The sequence below is a fragment of the Streptomyces sp. NPDC042371 genome (genome assembly GCF_056437465.1).
This window is the reverse complement of sequence record NZ_JBWKAP010000001.1, coordinates 753,312-778,875: the sequence shown is the minus strand read 5'-3', so window position 1 is coordinate 778,875 and position 25,564 is coordinate 753,312. Positions and strand designations below refer to the sequence as shown.

General features: G+C 71.0%; 18 protein-coding genes. 12 read left to right on the top strand and 6 right to left on the bottom strand.

Going from position 1 to position 25,564, the window contains the following annotated elements:
* Positions 1-138: 138 nt before the first annotated feature.
* From AC068B_RS03445 to AC068B_RS03435, 3 genes are all read left to right on the top strand, one after another.
* The gene (locus tag AC068B_RS03445; protein WP_478668698.1) at positions 139-1,290 is read left to right on the top strand and encodes a ComEA family DNA-binding protein; all 1,152 of its coding nucleotides are present in this window, start codon (positions 139-141) and stop codon (positions 1,288-1,290) included.
* Positions 1,287-3,872, top strand: coding sequence for a ComEC/Rec2 family competence protein (locus AC068B_RS03440; RefSeq protein WP_478668696.1), 2,586 nt, complete (start codon positions 1,287-1,289; stop codon positions 3,870-3,872). Before AC068B_RS03445 ends, AC068B_RS03440 begins: the two co-directional genes overlap by 4 nt.
* Positions 3,873-4,150: 278 nt before the next feature.
* Entirely contained in the window at positions 4,151-5,035 is an 885-nt protein-coding gene (locus AC068B_RS03435; RefSeq protein WP_478669233.1) for a YceI family protein, read from the top strand.
* A 23-nt stretch (positions 5,036-5,058) separates the two neighbouring features.
* Here AC068B_RS03435 and AC068B_RS03430 read toward each other — a convergent pair whose 3' ends face one another.
* Positions 5,059-5,304 (bottom strand): hypothetical protein, encoded by a 246-nt coding sequence (locus tag AC068B_RS03430; protein ID WP_055564971.1) that lies wholly within the window; start codon positions 5,302-5,304, stop codon positions 5,059-5,061.
* Between the two features lie 91 nt (positions 5,305-5,395).
* On the opposite strand from AC068B_RS03430, the gene holA reads away from it, so the two are divergent.
* Entirely contained in the window at positions 5,396-6,379 is a 984-nt protein-coding gene (gene holA, locus AC068B_RS03425; RefSeq protein WP_478668694.1) for a DNA polymerase III subunit delta, read from the top strand.
* Positions 6,380-6,696: 317 nt separating this feature from the next.
* Here holA and rpsT read toward each other — a convergent pair whose 3' ends face one another.
* Positions 6,697-6,963 carry a 30S ribosomal protein S20 gene (rpsT, locus tag AC068B_RS03420; protein ID WP_055564969.1) on the bottom strand — a complete coding sequence of 89 codons (267 nt, stop codon included), beginning with the start codon at positions 6,961-6,963 and terminating at the stop codon, positions 6,697-6,699.
* A gap of 217 nt (positions 6,964-7,180) precedes the next feature.
* On the opposite strand from rpsT, the gene lepA reads away from it, so the two are divergent.
* Positions 7,181-9,052, top strand: a complete 1,872-nt coding sequence (lepA, locus tag AC068B_RS03415) for a translation elongation factor 4 (RefSeq protein ID WP_468562348.1) — start codon at positions 7,181-7,183, stop codon at positions 9,050-9,052.
* Between the two features lie 270 nt (positions 9,053-9,322).
* Positions 9,323-11,212, top strand: coding sequence for an AMP-dependent synthetase/ligase (locus AC068B_RS03410; protein WP_478668693.1), 1,890 nt, complete (start codon positions 9,323-9,325; stop codon positions 11,210-11,212).
* Positions 11,213-11,283: 71 nt separating this feature from the next.
* Here the strand turns inward: AC068B_RS03410 and AC068B_RS03405 are convergent, their stop codons facing one another.
* Positions 11,284-11,868, bottom strand: a complete 585-nt coding sequence (locus tag AC068B_RS03405) for a response regulator (RefSeq protein WP_478669232.1) — start codon at positions 11,866-11,868, stop codon at positions 11,284-11,286.
* A gap of 12 nt (positions 11,869-11,880) precedes the next feature.
* Complete coding sequence (locus AC068B_RS03400; protein ID WP_478668692.1) at positions 11,881-15,975, bottom strand: HAMP domain-containing protein; 4,095 nt, start codon at positions 15,973-15,975, stop codon at positions 11,881-11,883.
* A gap of 219 nt (positions 15,976-16,194) precedes the next feature.
* Between AC068B_RS03400 and AC068B_RS03395 the strand changes: the two genes are divergently transcribed.
* Positions 16,195-18,111, top strand: coding sequence for a SpoIIE family protein phosphatase (locus tag AC068B_RS03395; RefSeq protein WP_478668690.1), 1,917 nt, complete (start codon positions 16,195-16,197; stop codon positions 18,109-18,111).
* Between the two features lie 82 nt (positions 18,112-18,193).
* On the top strand, positions 18,194-19,426 hold the full coding sequence (gene hemW, locus AC068B_RS03390; protein WP_478668688.1) for a radical SAM family heme chaperone HemW: 1,233 nt from the start codon (positions 18,194-18,196) through the stop codon (positions 19,424-19,426).
* A gap of 243 nt (positions 19,427-19,669) precedes the next feature.
* On the opposite strand, the gene AC068B_RS03385 is transcribed toward hemW, so the two are convergent.
* Both AC068B_RS03385 and AC068B_RS03380 read right to left on the bottom strand, forming a co-directional pair.
* Positions 19,670-20,482, bottom strand: a complete 813-nt coding sequence (locus AC068B_RS03385; protein WP_478668687.1) for a DUF3097 domain-containing protein — start codon at positions 20,480-20,482, stop codon at positions 19,670-19,672.
* A gap of 35 nt (positions 20,483-20,517) precedes the next feature.
* Complete coding sequence (locus AC068B_RS03380; RefSeq protein ID WP_478669230.1) at positions 20,518-21,255, bottom strand: MBL fold metallo-hydrolase; 738 nt, start codon at positions 21,253-21,255, stop codon at positions 20,518-20,520.
* 185 nt (positions 21,256-21,440) lie between these two features.
* Here AC068B_RS03380 and hrcA point away from each other — a divergent pair, with 185 nt between their 5' ends.
* From hrcA to AC068B_RS03360, 4 genes are all read left to right on the top strand, one after another.
* A complete protein-coding gene (hrcA, locus tag AC068B_RS03375) occupies positions 21,441-22,457 on the top strand; it encodes a heat-inducible transcriptional repressor HrcA (protein WP_478668685.1) in 1,017 nt (338 codons plus the stop codon).
* The gene (gene dnaJ, locus AC068B_RS03370; RefSeq protein WP_356262395.1) at positions 22,458-23,597 is read left to right on the top strand and encodes a molecular chaperone DnaJ; all 1,140 of its coding nucleotides are present in this window, start codon (positions 22,458-22,460) and stop codon (positions 23,595-23,597) included. It begins immediately after the preceding gene.
* Positions 23,598-23,746: 149 nt separating this feature from the next.
* Complete coding sequence (locus AC068B_RS03365) at positions 23,747-24,820, top strand: nitronate monooxygenase (RefSeq protein ID WP_478668684.1); 1,074 nt, start codon at positions 23,747-23,749, stop codon at positions 24,818-24,820.
* Entirely contained in the window at positions 24,817-25,560 is a 744-nt protein-coding gene (locus AC068B_RS03360) for a 16S rRNA (uracil(1498)-N(3))-methyltransferase (RefSeq protein ID WP_478668682.1), read from the top strand. The genes AC068B_RS03365 and AC068B_RS03360 overlap by 4 nt, the downstream gene beginning before the upstream one ends.
* Positions 25,561-25,564 lie beyond the last annotated feature (4 nt).

The window sequence follows — 25,564 nt, the reverse complement described above, 5'->3', positions numbered from 1 at the left end:
GTGAGTCCCACGTGTCAGTGGGTCCCACGTGCCGGTGAGTCCCACGTGCGGGTGACGGGGATATCCACAACTGCCGGGTAATCCACGGAAATCGAGCAAGATCAACAACTTCTCGTGGCGATGCCTAACGTCGTCGGCATGGCACTTCGATCACTTTCCCGGACATCTTCCACGACGAGCGGGCCCGGCCGTGGCCCTGCGTCAGACGGCCGCGCCCGCACCAGCGACCGTTACGCCCGCGAGCGGGCCCGCCGCCGGCGCGCGTCGGCGGAGGCGGTCCGGCGGCGGGCGGAGAGCCTCTTCGCCGAGCCCCAACCACCGCCTCCGCCCTCGCTTTCGCCCTCTCCCTCGCCGAGGTTGGATGTGGCGGCTCCGGACGCCGGGCTGGTGGGCGGGACTTGGGCTGGGGATACGTCCGGGTCGCATGTGCGCAGGCCCGGGTGGGCGCGGGAGGCGGAAGTCGGGGCGGGGGTTGAGGGCCCTGTCTCGGGTGATGAGCGGGAGCGGCCGGAGTCCTCGCGGCGGGAGCGGCTGGGGCTCGCGGTGCGGGAGCGGCTGCCGCTGTGGCTGCAGACGCGGTGCGGTCTCGAACGGCGAGCCGTGGTCGCGCTCGCCGTGATCCTCGGGGTGGCAGCGGTTTTCGCCGCCCAGCATTTCTGGACGGGGCGGACCCAGCCCGTGCGGCCGCCGGATGTGGTGCGTGCGGCGGGCGCCGTCCCTGAGCGGGGCGCGGAGCCTAATCCGTCGCCGGGGCCACCGGCGCGGGCGGGGCGGGCGTCGGCGGAGGCGGGTGGCGGTGCTGGTGCGGTGGCCGGTGGGGGCGCCGGGGGCGCGATCGTCGTGGACGTCAGCGGGAAGGTCCGTCGGCCGGGCGTCCATCGGCTGCCCGCCGGGTCCCGGGTGGCCGATGCCCTGCGGGCCGCTGGTGGGGTCAGGCCGGGTACGGAGACGGACGACCTCAATCGCGCGCGGTTCCTCGTGGACGGCGAGCAGGTGGTGGTGGGAGGGCCGCCGACGGCTGCTGGTGCCGGTGGGGCTGGGGCAGGGGCCGGTGCCGCGGCCGGGGCGGGTGCTGGTCCGGCCGGGGTGGCTGCCACCGGCCCGGTGGGCCTGAACGCGGCGACCGCGGAGCAGCTCGACGAACTCCCCGGTGTCGGACCCGTGTTGGCGCAGCACATCCTCGACTACCGCGCGGAGCACGGCGGGTTCCGCTCCGTCGAGGAGCTCCGTGAGGTCAACGGCATCGGCGACCGGCGCTTCGCCGATCTCCAGGGTCTCGTACGGCCATGACGCGCGCGGCGGTTCACCTCGCGTCGGGCCACCGCCTCGGTGCCTCGAATCCCCGGCAGGAGGGCCCGGCCGACCTGCGTCTCGTGCCGCCCGCGCTGGCGGCCTGGGCATCGGCCGCACTGATGCTGGACGCCCCGCCTCGCTGGGCGATCGTCACGGTGGCGGTCGGCGTGCTGGTGGCCGGAGCGCTGCTGGTGAGGTGGACGGCCAGAGGAAGCAGAGGGGAGCCGGGGCGGTGGGGACGCCTCTCGGTGGCCGCGGTTCTGCTCTGCGCCGCCGGGGCGGCGGCCTCCGCGGCGCTGCACGGAGCGGATCTGCGCCGGGGCCCGGTCCCGGCGCTGGCCGGACGGTATGCGCAGGTGGACGTGGAGTTGAGGGTGACGTCCGATCCTCGGCGCACCCGGCCCCGCGTGGCGAGCGCGCACACACTGCCGCCGACCGTCGTCCTGGACGCGGAAGTCCTCCGCGTCACGGAGACGAACGGCACGTCGACCACGACCCGCACACCGGTCCTGGTCGTGGTGCGGACGCCTGAGTCCAAGAGGGCGTCTTCCAAGAGCACGTCTTCCAAGTGGGCGTCCTCCAAGAGGGCGTCCAAGAGAGCGTCCATGAGAGCCGCTTCAATCACCCCCTGGACAGGCCTGTTGCCGTCGACGCGGGTGCGTGTGGAGGGTCGGCTTGCGCCGCCGTTGTCCGAGGGGAGCGAGGTTGCCGCCGTGCTTCGGGTGGCCGGGGAGGAGGCGCGGGCGCCTCGGGTGGTGGGGGCGCCTTCCCGGATGCAGCGGCTGGCCGGGGAGTTGCGGGGCGGGCTGCGGGAGGCCACGGAGGGGCTGCCCACCGATGCCCGCGCACTGCTCCCCGGGCTCGTCGTCGGGGACACCTCACGGGTGCCTGCCGAGTTGGACCAGGCGTTCCGGGCGACCGACCTCACGCATCTGCTTGCCGTCAGCGGGGCGAACCTCACGATTGTGCTCGTCCTGCTCATCGGGCCGCCGGGCACCGCCCAGCGGGCCGAGCGGCGCGGGCTCGCGCCGAAGTTGGGCATTCCACTGCGGACGACCGCGGTGCTCGGCGGGGCGCTCACGCTCGGGTTCGTCATCGTCTGCCGACCGGACCCGAGCGTGTTGCGGGCCGCGGCCTGCGGGCTGATCGCGCTGCTCGCCATCGTCACGGGACGGCGCAGGTCCCTGATTCCGGCGCTGGCCACGGCGGTGCTGGTGCTGGTTCTGTACGACCCGTGGCTGGCCAGGAGTTATGGGTTCCTGCTCTCCGTCCTGGCCACCGGCGCCCTGCTCACCCTCGCGCCGCGCTGGGGTGCGGCGCTGCGCGGGCGAGGGGTGCCGGGGAGGTTGGCCGACGCGGTGGCCGCCGCGTCGGCGGCTCAGGCGGTGTGTGCGCCGGTCGTCGCGGTCCTCGCGGCCCGGGTGAGTCTGGTCGCGGTGCCGTGCAATCTCCTTGCCGAGTTCGCCGTCGCGCCTGCCACCGTGCTCGGTTTCGCGGCGCTGGCGGCGGCGCCGGTCGCGATGCCTGTCGCCAAGGTGCTTGCTTGGGGCGCGAGTTGGCCCACGGGGTGGATCGCGGGCATCGCCCGTGCGGGGGCGGCGTTGCCGGGGAGCGGGGTCGACTGGCCGGGCGGCTGGCGTGGCGGGCTCGTCCTCGCGGGCGTCACCGTGGTCCTCGTCCTGGTGGGACGCAGGATCGTGCGGCACCCGTGGCTGGTCATGGCCTGCGCCGCACTGTTCTTCCTGGTGGTCGTCCAGCCTCCGCCCGTCACCCGGGTGATCTCGGGCTGGCCGCCGCCGGGCTGGCGCTTTGCGATGTGCGATGTGGGGCAGGGCGACGCGACGGTGCTGGCGGCGGGTGACGGCGCGGGGGTGGTGGTCGACGCGGGGCCCGATCCGCTGGCGGTGGACCGCTGTCTGCGTTCGCTCGGGGTCAGACGTGTGCCGCTCGTCCTGCTCACGCACTTCCATGCGGACCATGTCGCGGGGCTGCCTGGGGTGTTGCGAGGGCGTGAGGTGGGGGCGATCCAGACCACGGGGTTCCAGGAGCCGCCGGAGCAGGCCGAGTTCGTGCGGGAGCAGGCGGCAGCGGCAAGGGTGCCGGTGATGGCGGCCGCGGCGGGGGAGCGGCGCCGCGCCGGTCCGCTGGACTGGCAGGTGCTGTGGCCTCCGGCGGGACCGGTGCCGAGACCCGAGGGGCCGAACGACGCGAGCGTCACTCTGCTCGTGCGGACGGGCGGGCTGACGCTGCTGCTTCTCGGCGACCTGGAGCCGCTCGCGCAGAGGGCACTGCTGCGGACTTCGGCGGCCGCGGCGATCGGTCCCGTGGATGTCCTCAAAGTCGCGCATCACGGCTCGGCGAACCAAGATCCGGAGCTCATGCGCAGGGCGGCGCCGCGGCTGGCGCTGATCTCGTGCGGCGCCGACAACTCGTACGGTCATCCCTCGCCCGTCACCATGACGGCGCTGCGGGCAGGGGGAGCGCAGGTGCTGCGGACGGACAGGGACGGGTCGGTAGCGGTGGTGGGCTCGGGCCCCCGGTCGGCCCCACGCCTGGCGGTGGCGACCCGGCCGCCGTGAGCATGGCGCTGGCACCGTGAGCACTGCTCTCTCGCCGTGAGCACTGCTCTCCCACCGTGAGCACCGCTCTCGTATCCCCGAGCCCGCGCCAGGGCCCCCCTCCGCACCGCCCTCGGCGCCCCCGCCGCGGCCAATTCGGTCCAGTCGCGACACTTCCCAGCGCATCGGCAGCATTCCCGTGATCTGGGTCCGTGTTGCATCGAAAGCCGCAACGGTGATCGAATGCCTATTCGTTGTAGTTTGCAGTTGTTGTCAAGGAAGGCGGGGGTGTGTCGAGCGTGTTCGGCCGCTGGCTGGGAAACCGTACGAATCGGACCGGGCGGGTGGGAGCCTTGTCGGCGCTCACGGTCCCGTCGAGTGCGGGGGTACTCAGCTGTCGGGTGCTCGACCCGGTCAACGAGCCCGTGCGGAACGCGGAATTCGCCGTGAGCGACGCCATGGGGCGCAAGGTGGTCAGTGGGGGCACCGACCCCTTCGGATCGTTCGTCACGGCTGTTCCGGCCGGGGACTACCGGCTCGCGGTCTCGGCGGAGGGCTTCACCCCGTACCGGGCGAGCGCCACGGTGGGCGAGGACGCGCACGCCTCGCTCGGTGACGTCACGCTCCAGGTCGCCCAGCCTCCGGCGCTCCCCGAGCCCGGTGACTGGGAGGTGGACCCCCTGCACTCCTCGGTCGGCTTCACCGCGCGGCACATCGGGCTTGCCCGCATCCACGGCAGGTTCAACAGCTTTGCGGGTGCGATCCGGATGGGGGAGCGGATGGAGGACTCCGCGATGCACGTCGTCATCGACGCGGCCTCCATCGACACCGCGGTCAAGATGCGCGACGACCATCTGCGCTCCGGCGACTTCCTCGACGTGGAGCGGTTCCCGACGATGGAGTTCTACAGCGAACGCTTCGTCCACAAGGGCGGCAGCCGCTGGGCGATATCCGGCGGCCTGACGCTGCACGGTGTGACGCGGACGGTCACGCTCGACACCGAGTACCTCGGGGTCGGCAAGGGGCTTCAGGGCGAGACCCGCGTCGCCTGCCGGGCCACCACCGAACTGCACCGCGACGACTTCACGATCACCTGGCAGACGATGCTCGCGCGCGGCATCGCCGCCGTCGGGCACAGCATCACGATCGACCTCGACATCCAGGTCATCCCCAAGAGCGGCTGACCGCGCCCACCGGTCGGCGTTCGCTACGGGGCCTCCAGCCAGCCCTCGTGCTCGGCGGCCAGTTCGTCGAGGGCCGACGGGTCGAGGCGGGAGTCCGGGTCCTCGACCACGACCAGCCACTGGGCGTCCTCGGCGTCGTCCTCGCCCGCCAGGGCGTCGCGGACCAGCTGGGGCTCCTCGGCCACGCCGAACCGGTCGGGGAGCTCTTCGGCCACCACCTCCGCGGCATCGCGGTCGGGCAGCACCAGGACATGTCGTACGTCGGTCACGGGCCCATTCTCCGCTACGACGGCCGGGGCATCCGTGCGGCCCCGGTCGGGCGGGACGGGCTGTCAGTGGCGCGTGGGATGCTTGACCGCGATGGCCAGGAAGACAGCTAACGACGATCCGCTCGCTCCTCTCACGCTCGCCGTGGGGCAGGAGGACCTCCTCCTCGACCGCGCCGTGCGGGAGGTGGTCGCGGCCGCCCGCGCCGCCGACGCGGACACGGACGTGCGCGACCTCACCCCCGACCTGCTGCAGCCCGGCACGCTCGCCGAGCTGACCAGCCCGTCGCTCTTCGCCGAGCGCAAGGTCGTCGTCGTGCGCAATGCGCAGGATCTGTCGGCCGACACGGTCAAGGACGTCAAGGCGTATCTGGGGTCGCCCGTCGAGGAGATCACCCTCGTCCTGCTGCACGCGGGCGGCGCCAAGGGCAAGGCGCTGCTCGACGCGGCGCGGAAGGCGGGCGCGCGCGAGGTCGCCTGCCCCAAGATGACCAAGCCCGCGGACCGGCTCTCGTTCGTGCGCGGCGAGTTCCGCACCCTGGGCCGTTCGGCGACCCCGGAGGCGTGCCAGGCCCTCGTCGACTCGATCGGCAGCGATCTGCGCGAGCTCGCCTCCGCGGCCGCCCAGCTGGTGGCGGACATCGAGGGCACGATCGACGAAGCGGTCGTCGGGCGGTACTACACGGGCCGGGCCGAGGCCTCCAGCTTCACCGTGGCCGACCGGGCCGTCGAGGGCCGGGCCGCCGAGGCGCTCGAAGCGCTGCGCTGGTCCCTGGCGACCGGTGTCGCCCCCGTCATGATCACCAGCGCCCTCGCGCAGGGCGTCCGGGCGATCGGCAAGCTCTCCTCCGCGCGCGGCGGACGCCCCGCCGACCTCGCCCGTGAGCTGGGCATGCCGCCCTGGAAGATCGACCGCGTGCGCCAGCAGATGCGCGGCTGGACGCCGGACGGCGTGGCCGCGGCGCTCACCGCGGTGGCCGCGGCCGACGCGGGCGTCAAGGGTGGCGGAGACGACCCGGAGTACGCGCTGGAGAAGGCGGTCGTCGCCATCGCCCGTGCGGCGCGGTCCGGGCGATAACAGGCCGTGGGCCTGGCGTCTGCGTGGCTCGGGTGCGTTTCGTCTGCGGCGTGCGGCGTGCGGCGTGGCTTGTCGCACAGTTCCCCGCGCCCCTGACACAGCACCCCCAGCGCCCCGCCTCCGGGGCCCCGCGCCCCTGACACAGCACCCCCGCCCCCAGCGCCCCGCCCCCAGACACAGCAATGCCCCCGGAGTGGGTCCGGGGGCATCGTCGCAGCGTGGCGTACTGCGTGGTCTGTCCGCGATTCGAGGTAGAGGGCTCGAATTACCCTCGCGGGAGGATTGATCAGCGCCCCGGCGAACCGGGGTCAAGAGCTTCAGCCCTTGAGGGACGCGGCCTTCGTCGCAAGCGCCGACTTCTTGTTGGCGGCCTGGTTCTTGTGGATGACGCCCTTGGAGACGGCCTTGTCCAGCTGACGCGTGGCCTCACGCGTGAGCTCGGCAGCCTTCTGGGTGTCACCGGCGGCAACGGCCTCGCGGGCCTTGCGGATCGCGGTCTTCAGCGAAGACTTGACCGCCTTGTTGCGCTGACGCGCCTTCTCGTTGGTCTTGATCCGCTTGATCTGGGACTTGATGTTCGCCACGAAAGAGCCTTTTCAGGTTCAGGTACTGCAGAGGTTCTGCAGATGAGTGTTATGACACGCGCCTCGATGCTTGAGAGGGCTACGAGACACAGCTGTCCACGGTACCAGCCGCCCTCCGACCGGCCCAAACCGGGCGCAGTGCCCCACCCATGGGACGATGGAATCTACGTATAGATCCGACCCGAGGCGACAGGCGCCTCAAGAGACAGGACCCTGCGTGCCCGCGACCCCTAAAAATGTGCCCGAGCCGAGCCGTACCGACCCGGCGCTGATCCGCAATTTCTGCATCATCGCGCACATCGACCACGGCAAGTCCACGCTCGCCGACCGCATGCTCCAGCTGACCGGTGTGGTGGATCAGCGGCAGATGCGTGCTCAGTACCTCGACCGCATGGACATCGAGCGCGAGCGCGGCATCACGATCAAGTCCCAGGCGGTGCGTCTGCCCTGGGCCCCGACAGAGGGCCAGGACCAGGGCAGTACCCACATCCTCAACATGATCGACACCCCGGGCCACGTGGACTTCACGTATGAAGTCTCACGTTCGCTCGCGGCCTGTGAGGGCACGATCCTCCTGGTCGACGCGGCCCAGGGCATCGAGGCGCAGACTCTCGCCAACCTCTACCTGGCGATGGAGAACGACCTCAAGATCGTCCCCGTACTGAACAAGATCGACCTGCCCGCGGCCCAGCCGGAGAAGTTCTCCGAGGAGCTCGCCAACCTGATCGGCTGCGAGCCCGAGGACGTCCTGAAGGTCTCCGCGAAGACCGGCATGGGCGTCGAGGCGCTGCTCGACAAGGTCGTCGCCGAGATCCCGCCGCCGGTCGGCGTCAAGGACGCCCCGGCCCGCGCGATGATCTTCGACTCGGTCTACGACTCCTACCGCGGCGTCGTGACGTACGTACGAGTGGTCGACGGCCAGCTCAACAAGCGCGAGCGGATCCGGATGATGTCCACCGGCGCCACGCACGAGCTCCTTGAGATCGGTGTCTCCTCCCCCGAGATGACCCCGGCCGACGGCATCGGCGTCGGTGAGGTGGGTTACATCATCACCGGCGTGAAGGACGTCCGTCAGTCCAAGGTCGGTGACACGATCACCTCTCTGCACAAGGGCGCCACCGAGCCGCTCGGCGGTTACAAGGACCCCAAGCCGATGGTGTTCTCGGGCCTGTACCCGCTGGACGGCTCGGAGTACCCGGACCTCCGCGAGGCCCTCGACAAGCTGCAGCTCAACGACGCCGCGCTCGTCTACGAGCCGGAGACCTCGGCCGCTCTCGGCTTCGGTTTCCGCGTCGGTTTCCTGGGTCTGCTGCACCTGGACGTGATCCGCGAGCGCCTGGAGCGCGAGTTCGGGCTCGACCTGATCGCCACCGCCCCCAACGTGGTCTACCGCGTGATCATGGAGGACGGCGCCGAGCACACGGTCACCAACCCGAGTGAATTCCCCGAGGGCAAGATCGACCAGGTCTTCGAGCCCGTGGTGCGCGCCACGATCCTGGCGCCCAGCGAGTTCATCGGCTCGATCATGGAGCTCTGCCAGAACCGGCGCGGCGTCATGCTCGGCATGGACTACCTCTCCGAGGACCGCGTCGAGATCCGGTACACGCTGCCGCTCGCCGAGATCGTCTTCGACTTCTTCGACCAGCTGAAGTCCAAGACGCGCGGTTACGCCTCGCTGGACTACGAGCCCACCGGCGAGCAGTCCGCCCAGCTCGTCAAGGTCGACATCCTGCTGCACGGCGACAAGGTCGACGCGTTCTCGGCGGTCACGCACAAGGACCAGGCGTACGCGTACGGCGTGCGGCTCGTCGCCAAGCTGCGCGAGCTCATCCCGCGGCAGGCCTTCGAGGTGCCCGTCCAGGCCGCGATCGGGTCAAGGGTCATTGCCCGCGAGACCATCCGCGCCATCCGCAAGGACGTCCTCGCCAAGTGCTACGGCGGTGACATCTCCCGTAAGCGCAAGCTGCTCGAGAAGCAGAAGGAGGGCAAGAAGCGCATGAAGATGGTCGGCTCCGTCGAGGTGCCGCAGGAAGCCTTCATCGCCGTGCTCTCCAGCGACGACAGCGGCCCCGGCAAGGCCAAGAAGTAGTTCCCCGACCGCGGCGCCGCCGCGGTCACGCGGGCCCGGTGCGCACACGCATCGGGCCCGCGGCGCGTTTCGGCGGGCGGGCTCGTTCTGTATGGGTGTCTGGAGGAAGTGACAGGCAGATGCCCCTTACGCACTCGGCGTCGGAGCTCTACTCTGATCACCACTCGTAGGTTACTCGCAAGTTAAACAAGTAGCCGCAGGGACGTCAGAACACACGTAAGAAGCAGCCGCCAGCCAGTTCGCCGCACTGCCGTGGGCCCGGAGGATGTCGTGAGCGACACACAGACCTTGATCGAGAACCGTCCGCCCTCCGTGGCGCATCTCTTCCTGGAGCGCGTGGCGGCAACCCCGGACGCCGAGGCCTACCGGTACCCCGTCCCGGCGGCGTCCGGCGAGGGCCCCGACGACTGGCAGACGCTCAGCTGGGCGCAGGCCGCCGACCGCGTCCACGCCATCGCGGCCGGGCTCGTCGAGCTGGGCCTGCAGGCCGAGGACCGCGTCGCCCTCGCCTCGTCCACGCGCGTCGAGTGGATCCTCTGCGACCTCGGCATCATGTGCGCGGGCGCGGCCACCACCACCGTCTATCCGCAGACCAACGCCGAGGAGTCGGCGTACATCCTGGCCGACTCCGGCAGCCGCGTGCTGATCGCCGAGGACGCCGCGCAGCTCGCCAAGGCCCGCGAGAAGCGCGCCGAGCTGCCCGAGCTGCGGCACGTCGTGGTGCTCGACCCCGCGGGCGCCGAGCCCGCCGAGGGCGACCCCGAGGGCTGGCTGCTCACCCTCGCCGACCTGGAGGCCCGCGGCGCCGCGCACCTGGAGAAGAACCCGGAGCTCATCAAGGAGCGGATCGCGGCGATCACCGCCGACCAGCTCGCCACGATCATCTACACCTCAGGCACCACGGGCCGCCCCAAGGGTGTCCGCCTGCCGCAGGACAACTGGTCGTACATGGCCAAGGCCATCGCGGCGACCGGCCTGCTCGGCCCCGACGACGTGCAGTACCTGTGGCTGCCGCTCGCCCACGTCTTCGGCAAGGTGCTGACCTCCGGGCAGATCGAGCTCGGGCACGTCACCGCCGTCGACGGCCGCGTGGACAAGATCATCGAGAACCTCCCGGTGGTGCAGCCGACGTACATGGCGGCCGTGCCCCGCATCTTCGAGAAGGTCTACAACGGCGTCGCGGCCAAGGCGCGGGCCGGTGGCGGAGCCAAGTACAAGATCTTCCAGTGGGCGGCCGACGTCTCCCGCGAGTACGCGAAGGTCAGCCAGGACAACTTCCGCAGGACCGGCACCGCGTCCGTGCCCTTCGGGCTGCGCGCCAAGCACAGGACCGCCGACGCCCTCGTCTACTCCAAGCTTCGCGAGGCCTTCGGCGGACGGCTGCGCGCCGCCGTCTCCGGCTCCGCCGCGCTCGCGCCCGAGATCGGCTACTTCTTCGCGGGCGCGGGCATCCACATCCTGGAGGGGTACGGCCTGACCGAGTCCTCCGCGGCCTCCTTCGTGAACCCCGGCGAGGCCTACCGCACCGGCACGGTCGGCAAGCCGCTGCCCGGCACCGAGGTGCGCATCGCGGACGACGGCGAGATCCTGCTGCGCGGCCCCGGCATCATGGAGGGCTACCACGGGCTGCCCGAGAAGACGGCCGAGGTCCTGGAGTCCGACGGGTGGTTCCACACCGGGGACATCGGCGAGCTGTCCGTCGACGGCTATCTGCGGATCACGGACCGCAAGAAGGACCTGATCAAAACGTCCGGCGGCAAGTACATCGCGCCCGCCGAGGTTGAGGGCCAATTCAAGGCCGTGTGTCCGTACGTCTCCAACATCCTCGTGCACGGCGCCGACCGGAACTTCTGCACCGCCCTGATCTCCCTCGACGAGCCCGCCATCCTCGACTGGGCCAAGGAGAACGGTCAGGAGGGCAAGTCGTACGCGGAGGTGTGCGCCGCTCCCGCGACGGTCGAGCTCATCGACGGCTATGTGCGCGAGCTCAACGAAGGCCTGCAGCGCTGGCAGACCATCAAGAAGTTCCGGCTCCTGCCGCGCGACCTCGATGTCGAGCACGGCGAGCTGACGCCCAGCCTGAAGCTGAAGCGTCCGGTGGTGGAGCGGGAGTACAAGCACCTGATCGAGGACATGTACGCGGGGTCGCGCGAGGCCTGATCCGTCGGCTCGGGGCCCCGGGGTCCAGGGGGCCCCTCATGGTTCGTCACGCGGTCGGTCGGGGTGTCGGTCTAGACGCCCCGGCCACGGCGCATTTCCTGCACCAGTTCCTCCATATGCGTCACGTGGCGGCGCAGATCGAGGACGTCCTTGAGGCTGCTCGCCGCCATATGGGTCTCGATGGCCGACAGACGCGCGGCCAACTCGTCGAACTGGCGCTGCTCACGGGCCAGTATCCGCTCCAGCTGCCTGTTCTTGCGGTGCAGTTCGAGGAAGACGGTGACCTTGGCGCGCAGCACCCAGGGGTCGAACGGCTTGGTGAGATAGTCCGCCGCTCCGGTCGCATAGCCACGGAACGCGTAGCCCGCGTCGTTGTCGGTGCCCGTCAGGAAGATGATCGGCACGTCCTTGGTCTGGTCGAGCCGTTTGATGTTCGACGCGGTCTCGAAGCCGTCCATGCCGGGCATGCGGACGTCCAGAAGGATCACGGCGAATCGTTGCCGCAGAATCGCCTTCATGGCCTCCTCGCCCGAACGAGCCCGCACCAGGGGCTCGTTCAGTGACCCGAGGACGGCTTCGAGCGCCATCAGATTGTCCTCCATGTCGTCGACTAGGAGGATGCTCGCGCGGTTGTCGGTAACGGCCTCTGCACTCATGGTCACGGTGCCTCACTCGGTCGCCGGAGGAACAGCGCTTTCTTCTTGGACGCTGTCCTGCTCCTGAACGACGGTCTCTGGATCGGGGGTCGTGGATTGCTCGTCGGTCGACGAGCCGGCTGGGTCCAGGAGGGCGCAGACGACGCCGAGCAGTTGGTCTACGTCCACGGGTTTGGGGACGTAGTCGGTGGCGCCCTGGGAGATGGCCTTCTCACGGTCTCCGGGCATGGCCTTGGCGGTGAGGGCGACGATCGGCAGGCCCCGCCAGCGGGGGCTGCGACGGATCGCGACCATGGTTTCGTAGCCGTCCATCTCCGGCATCATGATGTCCATCAGCACGATGTCGACATCCGGATTGCGCTCCAGCGTCTCGATGCCCTCGCGGCCGTTCTCCGCGTACAGGACGGGCATGCCGACGCGGCTGAGGACATGGGTGAGCGCGAAGACGTTGCGGATGTCGTCGTCGACGATGAGCACCCTGCGGCCCGGCAGTATGCGGCCCGCGCGCCCTTCCTTCCACTCCTCCAGCTTGGTGGGCGTGGGCCAGCTGTCGTCGGGTTCGAGCGCGGTGTGCGGCCGCAGGGCCGCCTGCTCGATCGGTTCCGGCAGGTGCTGGGTGTGCGCTGCCGCGTACGCGATGGCGGCGGCGCCGTGGCCCGGGTGCACCACGGGAACGTAGAGCGAGAAGGTCGAGCCCTGGCCGGGGTGGCTCTGTGCGGTGATGCGGCCGCCGAGCAGGCCCGCGATCTCGCGGCTGATGGAGAGGCCGAGTCCGGTGCCGCCGTACTTGCGGTTGGTGGTGCCGTCGGCCTGCTGGAACGCCTCGAAGATCACCGGCAGTTGCTCGGACGGAATGCCGATGCCGGTGTCGCTGACGGCGAAGCACAGCAGGTCGTCGTTGTCGTGGAGCAGCCGGTCGCCCGAGGACTGCGTGACCCGGCTGACCCGCAGCTCGACGCTGCCCGCCGAGGTGAACTTGACCGCGTTGGACAGCAGGTTGCGCAGGATCTGCTGGAGGCGCTGCTCGTCCGAGAACATCTCGCGCGGCACGTCCTCGCCCACCGACACGTCGAAGGCGAGACCGCGGTCGAGGGTGAGCGGGCGGAACGTCGCGTGGACGTAGTCGAGGACCTTGATGAGCGGGAGCTTCTTGGGGCGTACGTCCATCCGGCCCGCCTCGATCTTCGACAGGTCCAGGATGTCGTTGATGAGCTGGAGCAGGTCGGAGCCCGAGCGGTGGATGGTCGTCGCGAACTGCACCTCTTGGTCGGAGAGGTGGTCGTCGGGGTTGTCGGAGAGCAGCCGGGCGAGGATCAGCAGGGAGTTGAGCGGGGTGCGCAGCTCGTGCGACATGTTCGCCAGGAACTCCGACTTGTACTGGGAGCTCGTGGCCAGCAGGGCGGCCTTCTCCTCCAGCTCCGCGTTCGAACGGCGCAGTTCGGCCTGCTGCCGCTGGAGTTCGTCCGAGCGCTCCTGGAGCTGCATGGCCAGCCGCTGAGACTCGCCGAGCAGGGACTCCGTACGGGAGTTGGCGATGATCGTGTTGATCGCGACGCCGATGGTGTTCACGAACTGGTCGAAGAACGCCAGGTGGACGTCGGAGAAGCGGGAGAACGTGGCCAGCTCGATGACGCCGAGCAGCTTGTCCTCGAAGAGGATCGGGATGATGACGACCGTGGCGGGGGCGGCGTCGCCGAGCCCCGAGTGGATCTTGATGTACTCCGGCGGGACCTCCTCGACGAGGATGCGCTTCTTCTCCAGCGCCGCCTGGCGGACCAGACCCTGCGCGGGCATGCCGCCGGTGTCGACGACCGAGCCCTCCGCCGCGCCGTACCCGGCGATGAAGGCGAGGCCCTTGGCGGTCACCTGGCTGGGCGCCGGGGCTTCGGCCGTGTCCGGGTCGGCCAGGAAGAAGGCGCCGTACTGCGCGTTCACCAGCGGGGTCAGCTCGCGCAGGATCAGGTCGGCGACCTCCATCAGGTCCCGGTGGCCCTGCATCAGACCGGCGAGGCGGGCGAGGTTGGACTCCAGCCAGTCCTTGGCGCGGGTGGTCTCGCGGAGGTTGGAGACCATGAGGTTGATGTTGTCCTTGAGCTCGGACACCTCGCCGCGCGTCTCGACCGTGATGGAGCGGGTCATGTCGCCCTGGGCCACGGCGGAGGCGACCTCGGCGATGGCGCGGACCTGGGTGGTGAGGTTCAGCGCCAGCTCGTTCACGTTCGTCGTCAGGCGCTTCCACGTGCCGTACACACCCTCGACCCGGGCCTGGCCGCCGAGCTGGCCCTCGGAGCCGACCTCGCGGGCCACGCGGGTGACCTCGGAGGAGAACGAGGACAGCGTGTCCACCATGGTGTTGATGGTGGTCTTCAACTCCAGGATCTCGCCGCGCGCGTCGACGTCGATCTTCTTGGAGAGGTCGCCCTGGGCCACGGCCGTCGCGACCTGCGCGATGTTGCGGACCTGTCCGGTGAGGTTGTCGGCCATGTAGTTGACGTTGTCCGTGAGGTCCTTCCACACGCCGGACACGCCAAGCACCTGCGCGCGGCCGCCGAGCCTGCCGTCCGTGCCGACCTCGCGGGCCACACGGGTCACCTCGTCGGCGAAGGCACGCAGCTGCTCCACCATCGTGTTGACGGTGTCCTTCAGCTCCAGGATCTCGCCGCGCGCCGTGACCGTGATCATCTTGGACAGGTCGCCGTTGGCGACGGCCGTGGTGACCTGGGCGATGTTGCGGACCTGGGAGGTGAGGTTCGACGCCATGAAGTTGACGTTGTCGGTGAGGTCCTTCCACACGCCGGAGACGCCCCGGACCTGGGCCTGACCGCCCAGGTTTCCCTCGGTGCCGACCTCGCGGGCGACGCGGGTGACCTCGTCGGCGAAGGCGGACAGCTGGTCCACCATCGTGTTGATCGTCGACTTCAGTTCGAGGATCTCGCCCTTCGCCTCGACCGTGATCTTCTTGCCCAGGTCGCCCTGGGCCACGGCCGTCGACACCAGCGCGATGTTGCGCACCTGGGAGGTGAGGTTGTCGGCCATGAAGTTGACGTTGTCGGTGAGGTCCTTCCACACGCCCGACACGCCCCGCACCTGAGCGCGCCCGCCCAGGTTTCCCTCGGTGCCGACCTCGCGGGCGACGCGGGTGACCTCGTCGGCGAAGGCGGACAGCTGGTCCACCATCGTGTTCACCGTCGACTTCAGCTCCAGGATCTCGCCCCGGGCGTCGACGGTGATCTTCTGGCTGAGGTCGCCGTTGGCGACGGCCGTGGTGACCTGGGCGATGTTGCGGACCTGGGAGGTGAGGTTCGACGCCATGAAGTTGACGTTGTCGGTGAGGTCTTTCCACACGCCCGACACTCCGCGCGCCTGGGCCCGGCCGCCCAACTGGCCCTCGGTGCCGACCTCGCGCGCCACACGCGTCACTTCGGCGGCGAACGCGGAGAGCTGCTCCACCATCGTGTTCACGGTGAGCTTCAGTTCGAGGAGCTCGCCCGTCGCCTCGACGGTCACTGTGCGTGTCAGGTCACCCTGCGCCACCGCCGTGGTCACGAGGGCGATGTCCCGCACCTGTGCGGTGAGCCGCGCCGCCATCGTGTTGACGGCTTCGGTCACATCCCGCCAACTGCCCGAGAGACCGCGCACCTTGGCGCGCCCGCCGAGGCGCCCCTCCGTGCCGACCTCGCGCGCGACGCGCGTGACCTCGCCCGTGAAGAGGGACAGCTGGTCCACCATCGCGTTGACCGCACGCCCCAGGCGACGTAAATCGCCCCGCAGTTCACGGGTGCCGTCGTGCAGGTCGACCCGCTGGGTGAGGTCGCCGCCCGCCACCGCGTTCAGCACCCGGGTGGCGTTCGCCGCCGGGGCGACCAGCGCGTCGAGCAGGGTGTTGACCTCCGATACGCGGGCGGCCCACCTGCCCTGACCCGGGCTCGCGCCGAACCGTTCGTCCAGCCGGCCGTGCCTTATGATCTCGCGGCGCACGCGGATCAGTTCGGCGTCGAAGTGAACCGAACGGTCGAGCATCTCGTTGAACACCGCGTACAGCTCGGCGGTCATGCCGTCGCCCACCGGCGTCACCTTGGTGAAGTCGCCGTCCCTTGCGGCACGCATGGCAGCGAGAAGCGGGCGCAGCTGTCGGTTGGCCGGATCCGTATCGGACTCGACGTTCTGCGCCTGGGCCGGAATCCGGCGTTTTGCAGGCACAGGCATAGCACTGTTCTCACTCATAACGGCCCACTTCGGTAACTCGGTGCTTATGGGCGTGGCCAGTCTGTCACTCTGTCGGTGTCGCCTGAGGCGTATTCGCCCGAACTGCTCAGGAGCCGCACCGTGGGGTCCATTCCGCTGCAACGGGAGGCCGATATCCGTGTCTCCGCCATGGACCCGGGCCGCCCCGGGCCACCGGCGGTGGCGCGCACGTCGCTGCCCGGAAATCCGCTGGCACCCGCCGCCGCACGTAAATTCGTGCGAGCGGCACTCGCCGACTGGACCGAGCTCGGGGTCCCGGCGTCCGCGGGCCTCACCGACCGGCTGGCCGACGACTCGGTGCTGCTGGTCAGCGAGTTGGTGACCAACGCCGTCGTGCACGCGGGCACGGCCGTCGAGCTGATGTGCAGGCTCGACGAGGCACTGCCGGGCGAGAGCGCGGACTCCGTCGTCATCGAGGTCTCCGACCACCACCCCTCCCGCGCCGTCCGCGGCGAGCAGCGCCCGCCGTCGTCCGGCACCCCCGAGTACGGCCGGGGCCTCCACCTCGTCGCGACCCTCTCCGAGTCCTGGGGCATCACCTACCGCACGGGCACCAAGTCGGTCTGGGCCCGGCTGCCCGTCGATGGCGTCCAGGCCGTCCAGGAGATCGAGTCGTACGCGAGCGAACAGGCGCTGCAGCGCGGACTGCGCGCCGCCGAGATCCTCGCGCCGATGCCCAGGCGCACCTCGCAGGACACCGAGTGGGTCAACAGGGGCGCGCTCACCTTCCTCGCCGAAGCCTCCGACCTGCTGGCCGGACAGTTCGACGAGGACCTGGTGGCCGCCCTCGCCGGACAGCTGCTCGTGCCGCGCCTCGCGGACTGGTGCGCGGTGTGGCTCGACGACACGTCCCAGGAGTCGGGGCACGGCCCCGTGGGCCTGCAGGGCGCACGGCTCGCCCGGGTGTGGCACACCAGCGAGCACCGGATAGAGGAGCTGCGCCGCGTTCTGGAGAAGGAGCCACCCCGGGTGCCGGACACGGCGGGCTCGGGCGCCTTCCCCGTCCCCTGGCCCGGGGAGGTGCCCGCGGGCGGAACGTCCGGCGCGGCGCTGGCGTACCGGCTGACCGCGGGCGGGCGCGCCCTCGGCACGCTCGTCATCGGCCGGGCGGGCCTCATCCGCTTCCCCGACGAAGTCACCGGACTCGTCGAGGACTTCAGCCGCCGGGTCGCCCTGGCCATCAGCACCGCACGGCGCTACCAGCGCCAGGCCAACATCAGCCAGGTGCTCCAGCGGGGGCTGCTGCCCAGCAAGGTCGCGGAGATCCCCGGCGTCGAGAGCGGCCTCGTCTACGAGCCGCGGGACAAGGGCGGCCCCGGCGGCGACTTCTACGACGTGTTCCAGGCGGGCGAGGGCCGCTGGTGCTTCGCGCTCGGCGACGTCCAGGGCAAGGGTCCCGAGGCGGCCGTCGTCATCGGTCTCGCCCGCCCCTGGCTGCGGCTGCTCGCCCGCGAGGGGTACGAGGTCGCGGAGGTCATGGACCGCCTCAACCAGCTCCTCCTCGACGACGCGACCGAGGCGGCGGACGCGGCGGCCGCGGTCGTCGCGGTGGCGGGCGGGCAGGCGCTGCTGCCCGACAGCCCCACCTCGCGCTTCCTCTCGCTCCTGTACGGCGAGATCGTTCCGTACGAAGGGGGAGTGCGCTGCACGATCGCGTGCGCGGGGCATCCGCTGCCGCTCCTCATGTCCGCCGACGGCGAGGTGCGGGAGGCGGCCACTCCGCAGATGCTGCTCGGGGTCGTCGACGACGAGACGTACACGAGCGAGAGCTTCGACCTGCGGTCCGGCGAGACGCTCCTGTGCGTCACGGACGGCGTGACCGAGCGCCGCACGGGTCGGCGCCAGTTCGACGACGGCGACGGGCTCGCGGCGGCGCTCGCCAGCTGCGCGGGGCTCGACGCGGGTCTGGTGGCGGAGCGGATCCGGCGGCTCGTGCACGAGTTCTCCGAGCGGCCGCCGGACGACGATCTGGCGTTGCTGGTGCTTCGGGCCCGGTGAGGCGGGCTGCGGGCTGGGTGGGGCGGGCTTGGCGGAGGCGGGGCGAGCGGGGTGTGCCGTGCGGTGGGGGACAATCGAAGGTATGCCTTCCGCACTGCCCGATGGTGAGCCCATGCCTGAGGACGGCGCGCTGCCCGCGTCCGCCCTCGACGGCGCGGCCTCCCGCCCCCTCGGCTTCTACCTGCACGTCCCGTACTGCGCCACGCGCTGCGGGTACTGCGACTTCAACACCTACACCGCGACCGAGCTGCGCGGCTCCGGCGGTGTGCTCGCCTCCCGCGACAACTACGCGGAGACCCTCGTCGACGAGGTGCGGCTCGCCAGGAAGGTCCTGGGCGACGACCCGCGGCCCGTGCGGACCGTGTTCGTGGGCGGTGGTACGCCGACGCTGCTCGCCGCGCGCGATCTCGTACGGATGCTCGCTGCCGTACGGGACGAATTCGGGCTCGCGGACGACGCGGAGATCACGACCGAGGCGAATCCGGAGTCGGTCGACGAGGCGTATCTGAGCGAGCTGCGGGAGGGCGGGTTCAACCGGGTCTCCTTCGGCATGCAGAGCGCGAAGCAGCACGTCCTGAAGGTGCTCGACCGTACGCACACGCCCGGTCGGCCCGAGGCGTGCGTCGCGGAGGCGCGGGCGGCGGGGTTCGAGCACGTGAACCTCGACCTGATCTACGGCACGCCGGGCGAGACGGACGACGACTGGCGCGCCACGCTCGACGCGGCGCTCGGGGCCGGGCCCGACCACGTCAGCGCCTATGCGCTGATCGTGGAGGAGGGCACGCAGCTGGCGCGGCGGATCCGGCGCGGCGAGGTGCCGATGACCGACGACGACGTGCACGCGGACCGGTACCTGATCGCCGACGAGGTGCTGGGGGGTGCGGGCTTCGAGTGGTACGAGGTGTCCAACTGGGCCACGTCCGAGAGCGGCCGGTGCCTGCACAACGAGCTGTACTGGCGGGGTGCCGACTGGTGGGGGGCCGGGCCCGGGGCGCACAGCCACGTGGGCGGCGTGCGGTGGTGGAACGTCAAGCATCCCGGGGCGTATGCGGGGGCGCTGGCGGGTGGGAAGTCGCCCGGGGCCGGGCGCGAGGTGCTCTCCGCGGAGGACCGGCGGGTGGAGCGGATCCTGCTGGAGCTCCGGCTGCGGGAGGGGTGCCCGTTGTCGCTGCTTCGGGAGGCCGGGCTCGCGGCGTCCGTGCGGGCGCGGGACGAGGGGCTCCTTGAGGCGGGGCCGTACGGGGAGGGGCGGGCTGTGCTGACGCTTCGGGGGCGGTTGTTGGCGGATGCGGTGGTGCGGGACCTGGTGGACTAGGTCTGGCGGGGGCGCGCTCTGGGCGGGCGTCTGCGCTTGGGGTTCGGTTGTGGGTGCGGGGCCGCGGGGGTATGTGCGTACTCGCTATCCCTGCGCCGCGTCGGAGGTCTCTTGCCGTCAGGGTGTGCTCGGTGCTCCGTGCGCACATACCCCCGCGTCCCCTCCCGTCTCGTACGCGGCTGCGGCCCGGTGGGGGTGACCTCGGGCCCCTACGCCCGCTGGATGTTGCGGGGCAAACGGGGGCTACGGGAGTGTGACGAAGTCGATTAGTTCTTCTACTCGGCCCAGGAGTGGGGGCTCCAGGTCCTTGTAGGAGTGGACCGAGTTCAGGATGCGTTGCCAGGCCGCGCCCGTGCTTTCCGGCCAGCCGAGGGACTTGCAGATGCCCGTCTTCCAGTCCTGGCCCCGGGGGATGCGGGGCCACGCGGGGATGCCGACCGAGGAGGGCTTCACCGCCTCCCAGATGTCGATGTAGGGGTGGCCGACCACCAGGGCGTGGGCGCTGGTGACCTGCGTGGCGATGCGGGACTCCTTGGAGCCGGGGACCAGGTGGTCGACCAGGACGCCGAGGCGGGCGTCGGGGCCGGGGGCGAACTCGGCGACGATCGCGGGGAGGTCGTCGATGCCCTCCAGGTACTCGACGACGACGCCCTCGATGCGGAGGTCGTCGCCCCAGACGCGCTCGACCAGTTCGGCGTCGTGACGGCCCTCTACGTAGATGCGTCCCGCACGGGCGACCCTGGCCCGCGCGCCGGGGACGGCCACCGAGCCGGAGGCGGTGCGGGAGGGGCGTACGGGGGCCTGGGTGGGGCGGACCAGGGTGACCGGGCGGCCCTCCAGGAGGAAGCCGCGCGGCTCCATCGGGAAGACGCGCTGCTTGCCGAAGCGGTCCTCCAGGGTCACCGTCGGGCCCTGCGCCGTCTTCTCGCAGCGGATCACCGCCCCGCAGAAGCCGGTGCTCAGCTCCTCCACCACGAGGTCCGCGTCCGCGGCCACCTCCGGCACGGGCTTCGGCTTCTTCCAAGGGGGCGTGAGGTCGGCGGAGTACTGGCGCATTCTGGTGACGATAGGAAGAGCGAGCGCGGGTTCGGCTACGACACGCCGAAGCGGGTTGCCAGTGTGGCGCGTTGGGCACGGACAAAAGCCGCATCTACCGTCGCACCGTGCCCGGGTACGTAGAGCGCCTCCTCGCCGCCCAGGTCCAGGAGGCGGTCGAGCGCCGCGGGCCAGTGGCTCGGCGCCGCGTCCGGGCCCGCCTGCGGCTCGCCCGACTCCTCGACCAGGTCGCCACAGAAGACGACCTCCCGGCCGCCGTCGGTGCCGGGCACCAGGACCGCGAGGTCGTGGCCGGAGTGGCCGGGGCCGACGTTCGCGAGCAGCACCTGGAGGCCGCCGCCCAGGTCGAGCGTCCACTCCCCGCACACCAGGTGGTGCGGGGAGACCAGGAGGTCGGCCGCCTCGGCCGCCGCCTCCGCGTCCAGGCCGTGCCGCACCGCGTCCGCGCGCAGCTCGTCGCGGCCCCTGGCGAGGACCGTGTCGATGCCCACCGCCCCGTACACCTCCACGCCCGCGAAGGCCGCCGCCCCCAGGACGTGGTCGAAGTGCGGGTGGGTGAGCGCGAGGTGGGTCACTCTGCGGCTGTCGCCCAGGATCTGCCGGGCCTGGGTCCGCAGCGCCGCGCCCTCGGCCAGATGCGCACCCGCCTCGATCATGAGGGCCGCGTCGTCGCCGACGACGAGCCCCGCCGTGCAGTCCCAGACGGGCAGGCGGCACCGTCCCACGCGTGGGGCGAGCCGCTCCCAGCCCGCCGCTTCCCATGCAGGCGTCACGTTCATACGGTGACGCTATCCGTACGGGCGGTGTTCGGCAGCCGCTGTCTTGCCGGGCCCGTACCCCACGGCCGTACACTGACCTTTTGAAGTGCTGGCACTCGCCCGCGGTGAGTGCCAGGCGAGGGGGCTCGGGGGTTGCCGGAGCCCGTCGTGAGCGACGGAGACAGCTGGAGGTGTGCGCGATGCTCAGTGAACGCAGGCTCGAAGTGCTGCGCGCCATCGTCCATGACTATGTGGGGACGGAGGAGCCCGTCGGCTCCAAGGCGCTCACCGAGCGACACCGTCTGGGGGTCTCCCCGGCCACCGTCCGCAACGACATGGCGGTGCTTGAGGAGGAAGGGTTCATCGCCCAGCCGCACACCAGCGCGGGGCGCATCCCGACCGACAAGGGCTACCGTCTCTTCGTCGACAAACTCGCAGGCGTCAAGCCGATGACCGCGCCGGAGCGGCGGGCCATCCAGAATTTCCTCGACGGCGCAGTCGACCTCGACGACGTCGTGGGGCGTACGGTGCGGCTGCTCGCGCAGCTCACCCGGCAGGTCGCCGTCGTGCAGTATCCGTCGCTCACGCGGTCGACGGTGCGGCACGTGGAGCTGCTCTCGCTGGCCCCGGCCCGGCTGATGCTCGTACTGATCACCGACACGGGGCGGGTCGAGCAGCGCATGATCGACTGCCCGGCACCGTTCGGCGAGACCGCGCTCGCGGACCTGCGGGCCAGGCTGAACAGCAGGGTCGCGGGGCGGCGCTTCGCGGACGTGCCACAGTTGGTGCAGGACCTGCCCGAGGCCTTCGAGGCCGAGGACCGCTCCACCGTCACGACCGTCCTCTCCACCCTCCTCGAGACACTCGTCGAGGAGACGGAGGAGCGGCTGATGATCGGCGGCACCGCCAATCTCACTCGCTTCGGACATGACTTTCCCCTCACCATCCGGCCCGTTCTCGAAGCCCTTGAGGAGCAGGTCGTGCTCCTCAAGTTGCTTGGTGAGGTGCAGGATTCGGGCATGGCCGTACGGATCGGTCATGAGAACGCCCATGAGGGACTCAGCTCCACGTCCGTGGTCTCGGTCGGCTACGGTTCGGGAAGCGAGGCAGTAGCCAAACTCGGCGTGGTCGGACCGACCCGCATGGACTATCCGGGAACGATGGGAGCAGTACGCGCAGTGGCACGTTACGTCGGACAGATCCTGGCGGAGTCGTAAGTGGCCACGGACTACTACGCCGTACTCGGCGTGCGCCGCGACGCTTCCCAGGACGAAATCAAGAAGGCCTTCCGGAGGCTTGCGCGAGAGCTTCACCCGGATGTGAATCCGGACCCGAAGACTCAGGAGCGCTTCAAGGAGATCAACGCCGCGTACGAGGTGTTGTCGGACCCGCAGAAGAAGCAGGTCTACGACCTCGGCGGCGACCCCCTGTCCCAGGCGGGCGGCGGCGGAGGCGCGGGTGGCTTCGGCGCCGGCGGCTTCGGCAACTTCTCCGACATCATGGACGCGTTCTTCGGGACGGCGTCGCAGCGCGGGCCCCGCTCGCGTACGCGCCGTGGCCAGGACGCCATGATCCGGCTGGAGATCGACCTCGACGAGGCCGCCTTCGGGACCACCAAGGACATACAGGTCGACACCGCTGTGGTGTGTACGACCTGCAGTGGTGAAGGTGCTGCGCCCGGTACCTCCGCCCAGACGTGTGACATGTGCCGCGGCCGCGGTGAGGTGTCGCAGGTCACCCGGTCCTTCCTCGGCCAGGTCATGACCTCGCGGCCCTGCCCGCAGTGCCAGGGCTTCGGCACGGTCGTGCCCACCCCGTGCCCCGAGTGCGCCGGTGACGGCCGCATCCGGTCGCGCAGGACCCTGACCGTGAAGATCCCCGCAGGTGTCGACAACGGCACGCGGATCCAGCTCGCGGGCGAGGGCGAGGTCGGCCCCGGCGGCGGCCCCGCCGGTGACCTCTACGTAGAGATCCACGAGCTGCCGCACGCCGTCTTCCAGCGGCGCGGCGACGATCTGCACTGCACCGTCACCATTCCGATGACGGCGGCGGCGCTCGGCACGAAGGTGCCGCTGGAGACGCTGGACGGTCTCGAGGAGATCGACATCCGGCCCGGCACACAGTCGGGGCAGTCCGTCCCGCTGCACGGGCGGGGCATCACGCACCTGCGCGGCGGCGGCCGGGGCGACCTCATCGTGCACGTCGAGGTCCTCACGCCGACGAAGCTCGACCCCGAGCAGGAGCGGCTGCTGCGCGAGCTGTCGAAGGCGCGCGGCGAGGAGCGGCCCACGGGGCAGTTCCAGCCGGGCCAGCAGGGGCTGTTCTCACGCCTGAAGGACGCGTTCAACGGGCGGTAGCGCCTTGAGCGGTGACTTCTGGGCCCCCGGCGACGGATTCTTCCGGCGCCGGGGGCTTTTCGGTCGTCTGCGGGGCGCGGAGGGGGTGGCGTGCGCCTAGGCGCGGGGCGCGATTCGGTGGGTCGGGCGGAGCGTGGCACGATGCCGTCATGTCCTCCGCACTGACCGAGCTCTGCCGCTGTCCGATCGTGCAGGCCCCCATGGCGGGCGGTGCCTCCGGCCCCCGGCTGGCCGCGGCCGTCGCCGAGGCCGGGGGGCTCGGGTTCCTCGCCGCCGGGTACAAGACCGCCGACGGGATGTACCAGGAGATCAAACAGGTGCGGGGCCTCACCTCGCGGCCCTTCGGCGTCAATCTCTTCATGCCGCAGCCTGACTCCGCGGACCCCGCGGCCGTCGAGGTCTACCGCAACCAGCTCGCCGGTGAGGCCACCTGGTACGAGACGGAGCTCGGCGACCCGGACAGCGGACGCGACGACGGGTACGACGCCAAGCTGGCGATCCTGCTCGACGATCCCGTGCCGCTCGTCTCCTTCACCTTCGGCTGCCCGACCCGTGACGTCCTCGACTCCTTCGCCCGCGTCAACACGCTGACCGTCGTGACCGTCACCACTGCGGAGGAGGCCCAGACCGCCCAGTGGGCCGGGGCCGACGCCGTGTGTGTGCAGGGCATCGAGGCGGGCGGACACCAGGGCACCCACAAGGACAACCCCGAGACCGACGGCGCCGGGATCGGGCTGCTCTCCCTCATCACGCAGGTCCGCGAGACCGTGCAGATCCCGATCGTCGCGGCCGGTGGCCTGATGCGCGGCGCGCAGATCGCCGCGGTGCTCGCGGCGGGCGCGGACATGGCGCAGCTCGGCACGGCGTTCCTCGTCACCCCCGAGTCGGGCGCGAACGCCCTGCACAAGCAGGCCATGACCAACCCGCTGTTCGTGCGGACCGAGCTGACCCGGGCGTTCTCCGGGCGCCCCGCGCGCGGCCTCGTCAACCGCTTCATGCGCGAGCACGGCCCGTACGCGCCCGCCGCCTACCCCCAGATCCACCACCTCACCAGCGGCCTGCGCAAGGCCGCGGCGAAGGCCGGTGACGCACAGGGCATGGCGCTCTGGGCCGGGCAGGGCCACCGCCTCGCCCGTGAGCTGCCCGCCGGACAGCTCGTCGAGGTCCTCACCGCCGAACTGGCCGAGGCGAAGGCGGCGTCGACGGCGGAGGGTGCGGCATGACCGCCCCCGTCTTCGTCGTCGAGGACTTCACCACGGGCGGCGACGGACACTACGTACTCGACGGGCCCGAAGGGCGGCACGCCGTCTCCGTGAAGCGGCTGCACGCCGGTGAGGACGTCGTCCTGACCGACGGCGCCGGACGGTCGGCGCACGGTGTGGTCGTCGCCGCCGAGGGCAAGGACCGGCTCGTGGTGGCGCTGGACGCGGTGGCCGAGGAGGCCGCCCAGGCGCCCCGCATCACCGTCGTACAGGCCCTGCCCAAGGGCGACCGAGGCGAGCTCGCCGTGGAGACCATGACGGAGACCGGCGTCGACGCCGTCGTGCCGTGGACCGCGTCGCGCTGCATCACGCAGTGGAAGGGCGACCGCGGCCTCAAGGCCCTCGCCAAGTGGCGGGCCACCGCGCGCGAGGCGGGCAAGCAGTCGCGCCGGGTCCGCTTCCCCGAGATCGCCGACGCCGCGTCGACCAAGCAGGTCGCCGCGCTCCTCGCGGGCGCCGACTTCGCCGCCGTCCTGCACGAGGAGGGCAGCAGCGACCCGCTGGCCACGGCGGACCTGCCCGCGGCCGGGCACATCGTGCTGGTGGTCGGGCCGGAAGGGGGCGTCTCCCCGGAGGAGCTCGCGGTGTTCGCCGAGTCGGGTGCGAAGCCGTACCGGCTCGGGCGTAGCGTGTTGCGCACGTCGACCGCCGGGACCGCGGCGACGGCGCTGCTCCTCGGACGCACCGGCCGCTGGTCCTGACCGA

Bases quoted from the DNA above. Each gene is read 5' to 3' on its own strand.
- AC068B_RS03400 (WP_478668692.1), bottom strand. From the start codon at position 15,975: ATGCGTGCCGCAAGGGACGGCGACTTCACCAAGGTGACGCCGGTGGGC.
- AC068B_RS03360 (WP_478668682.1), top strand. From the start codon at position 24,817: ATGACCGCCCCCGTCTTCGTCGTCGAGGACTTCACCACGGGCGGCGAC.
- holA (WP_478668694.1), top strand. From the start codon at position 5,396: ATGGCCAGGAAGACAGCTAACGACGATCCGCTCGCTCCTCTCACGCTC.
- AC068B_RS03445 (WP_478668698.1), top strand. From the start codon at position 139: ATGGCACTTCGATCACTTTCCCGGACATCTTCCACGACGAGCGGGCCC.
- AC068B_RS03385 (WP_478668687.1), bottom strand. From the start codon at position 20,482: ATGCGCCAGTACTCCGCCGACCTCACGCCCCCTTGGAAGAAGCCGAAG.
- AC068B_RS03365 (WP_478668684.1), top strand. From the start codon at position 23,747: ATGTCCTCCGCACTGACCGAGCTCTGCCGCTGTCCGATCGTGCAGGCC.
- AC068B_RS03440 (WP_478668696.1), top strand. From the start codon at position 1,287: ATGACGCGCGCGGCGGTTCACCTCGCGTCGGGCCACCGCCTCGGTGCC.
- AC068B_RS03405 (WP_478669232.1), bottom strand. From the start codon at position 11,868: ATGAGTGCAGAGGCCGTTACCGACAACCGCGCGAGCATCCTCCTAGTC.
- hemW (WP_478668688.1), top strand. From the start codon at position 18,194: ATGCCTTCCGCACTGCCCGATGGTGAGCCCATGCCTGAGGACGGCGCG.
- hrcA (WP_478668685.1), top strand. From the start codon at position 21,441: ATGCTCAGTGAACGCAGGCTCGAAGTGCTGCGCGCCATCGTCCATGAC.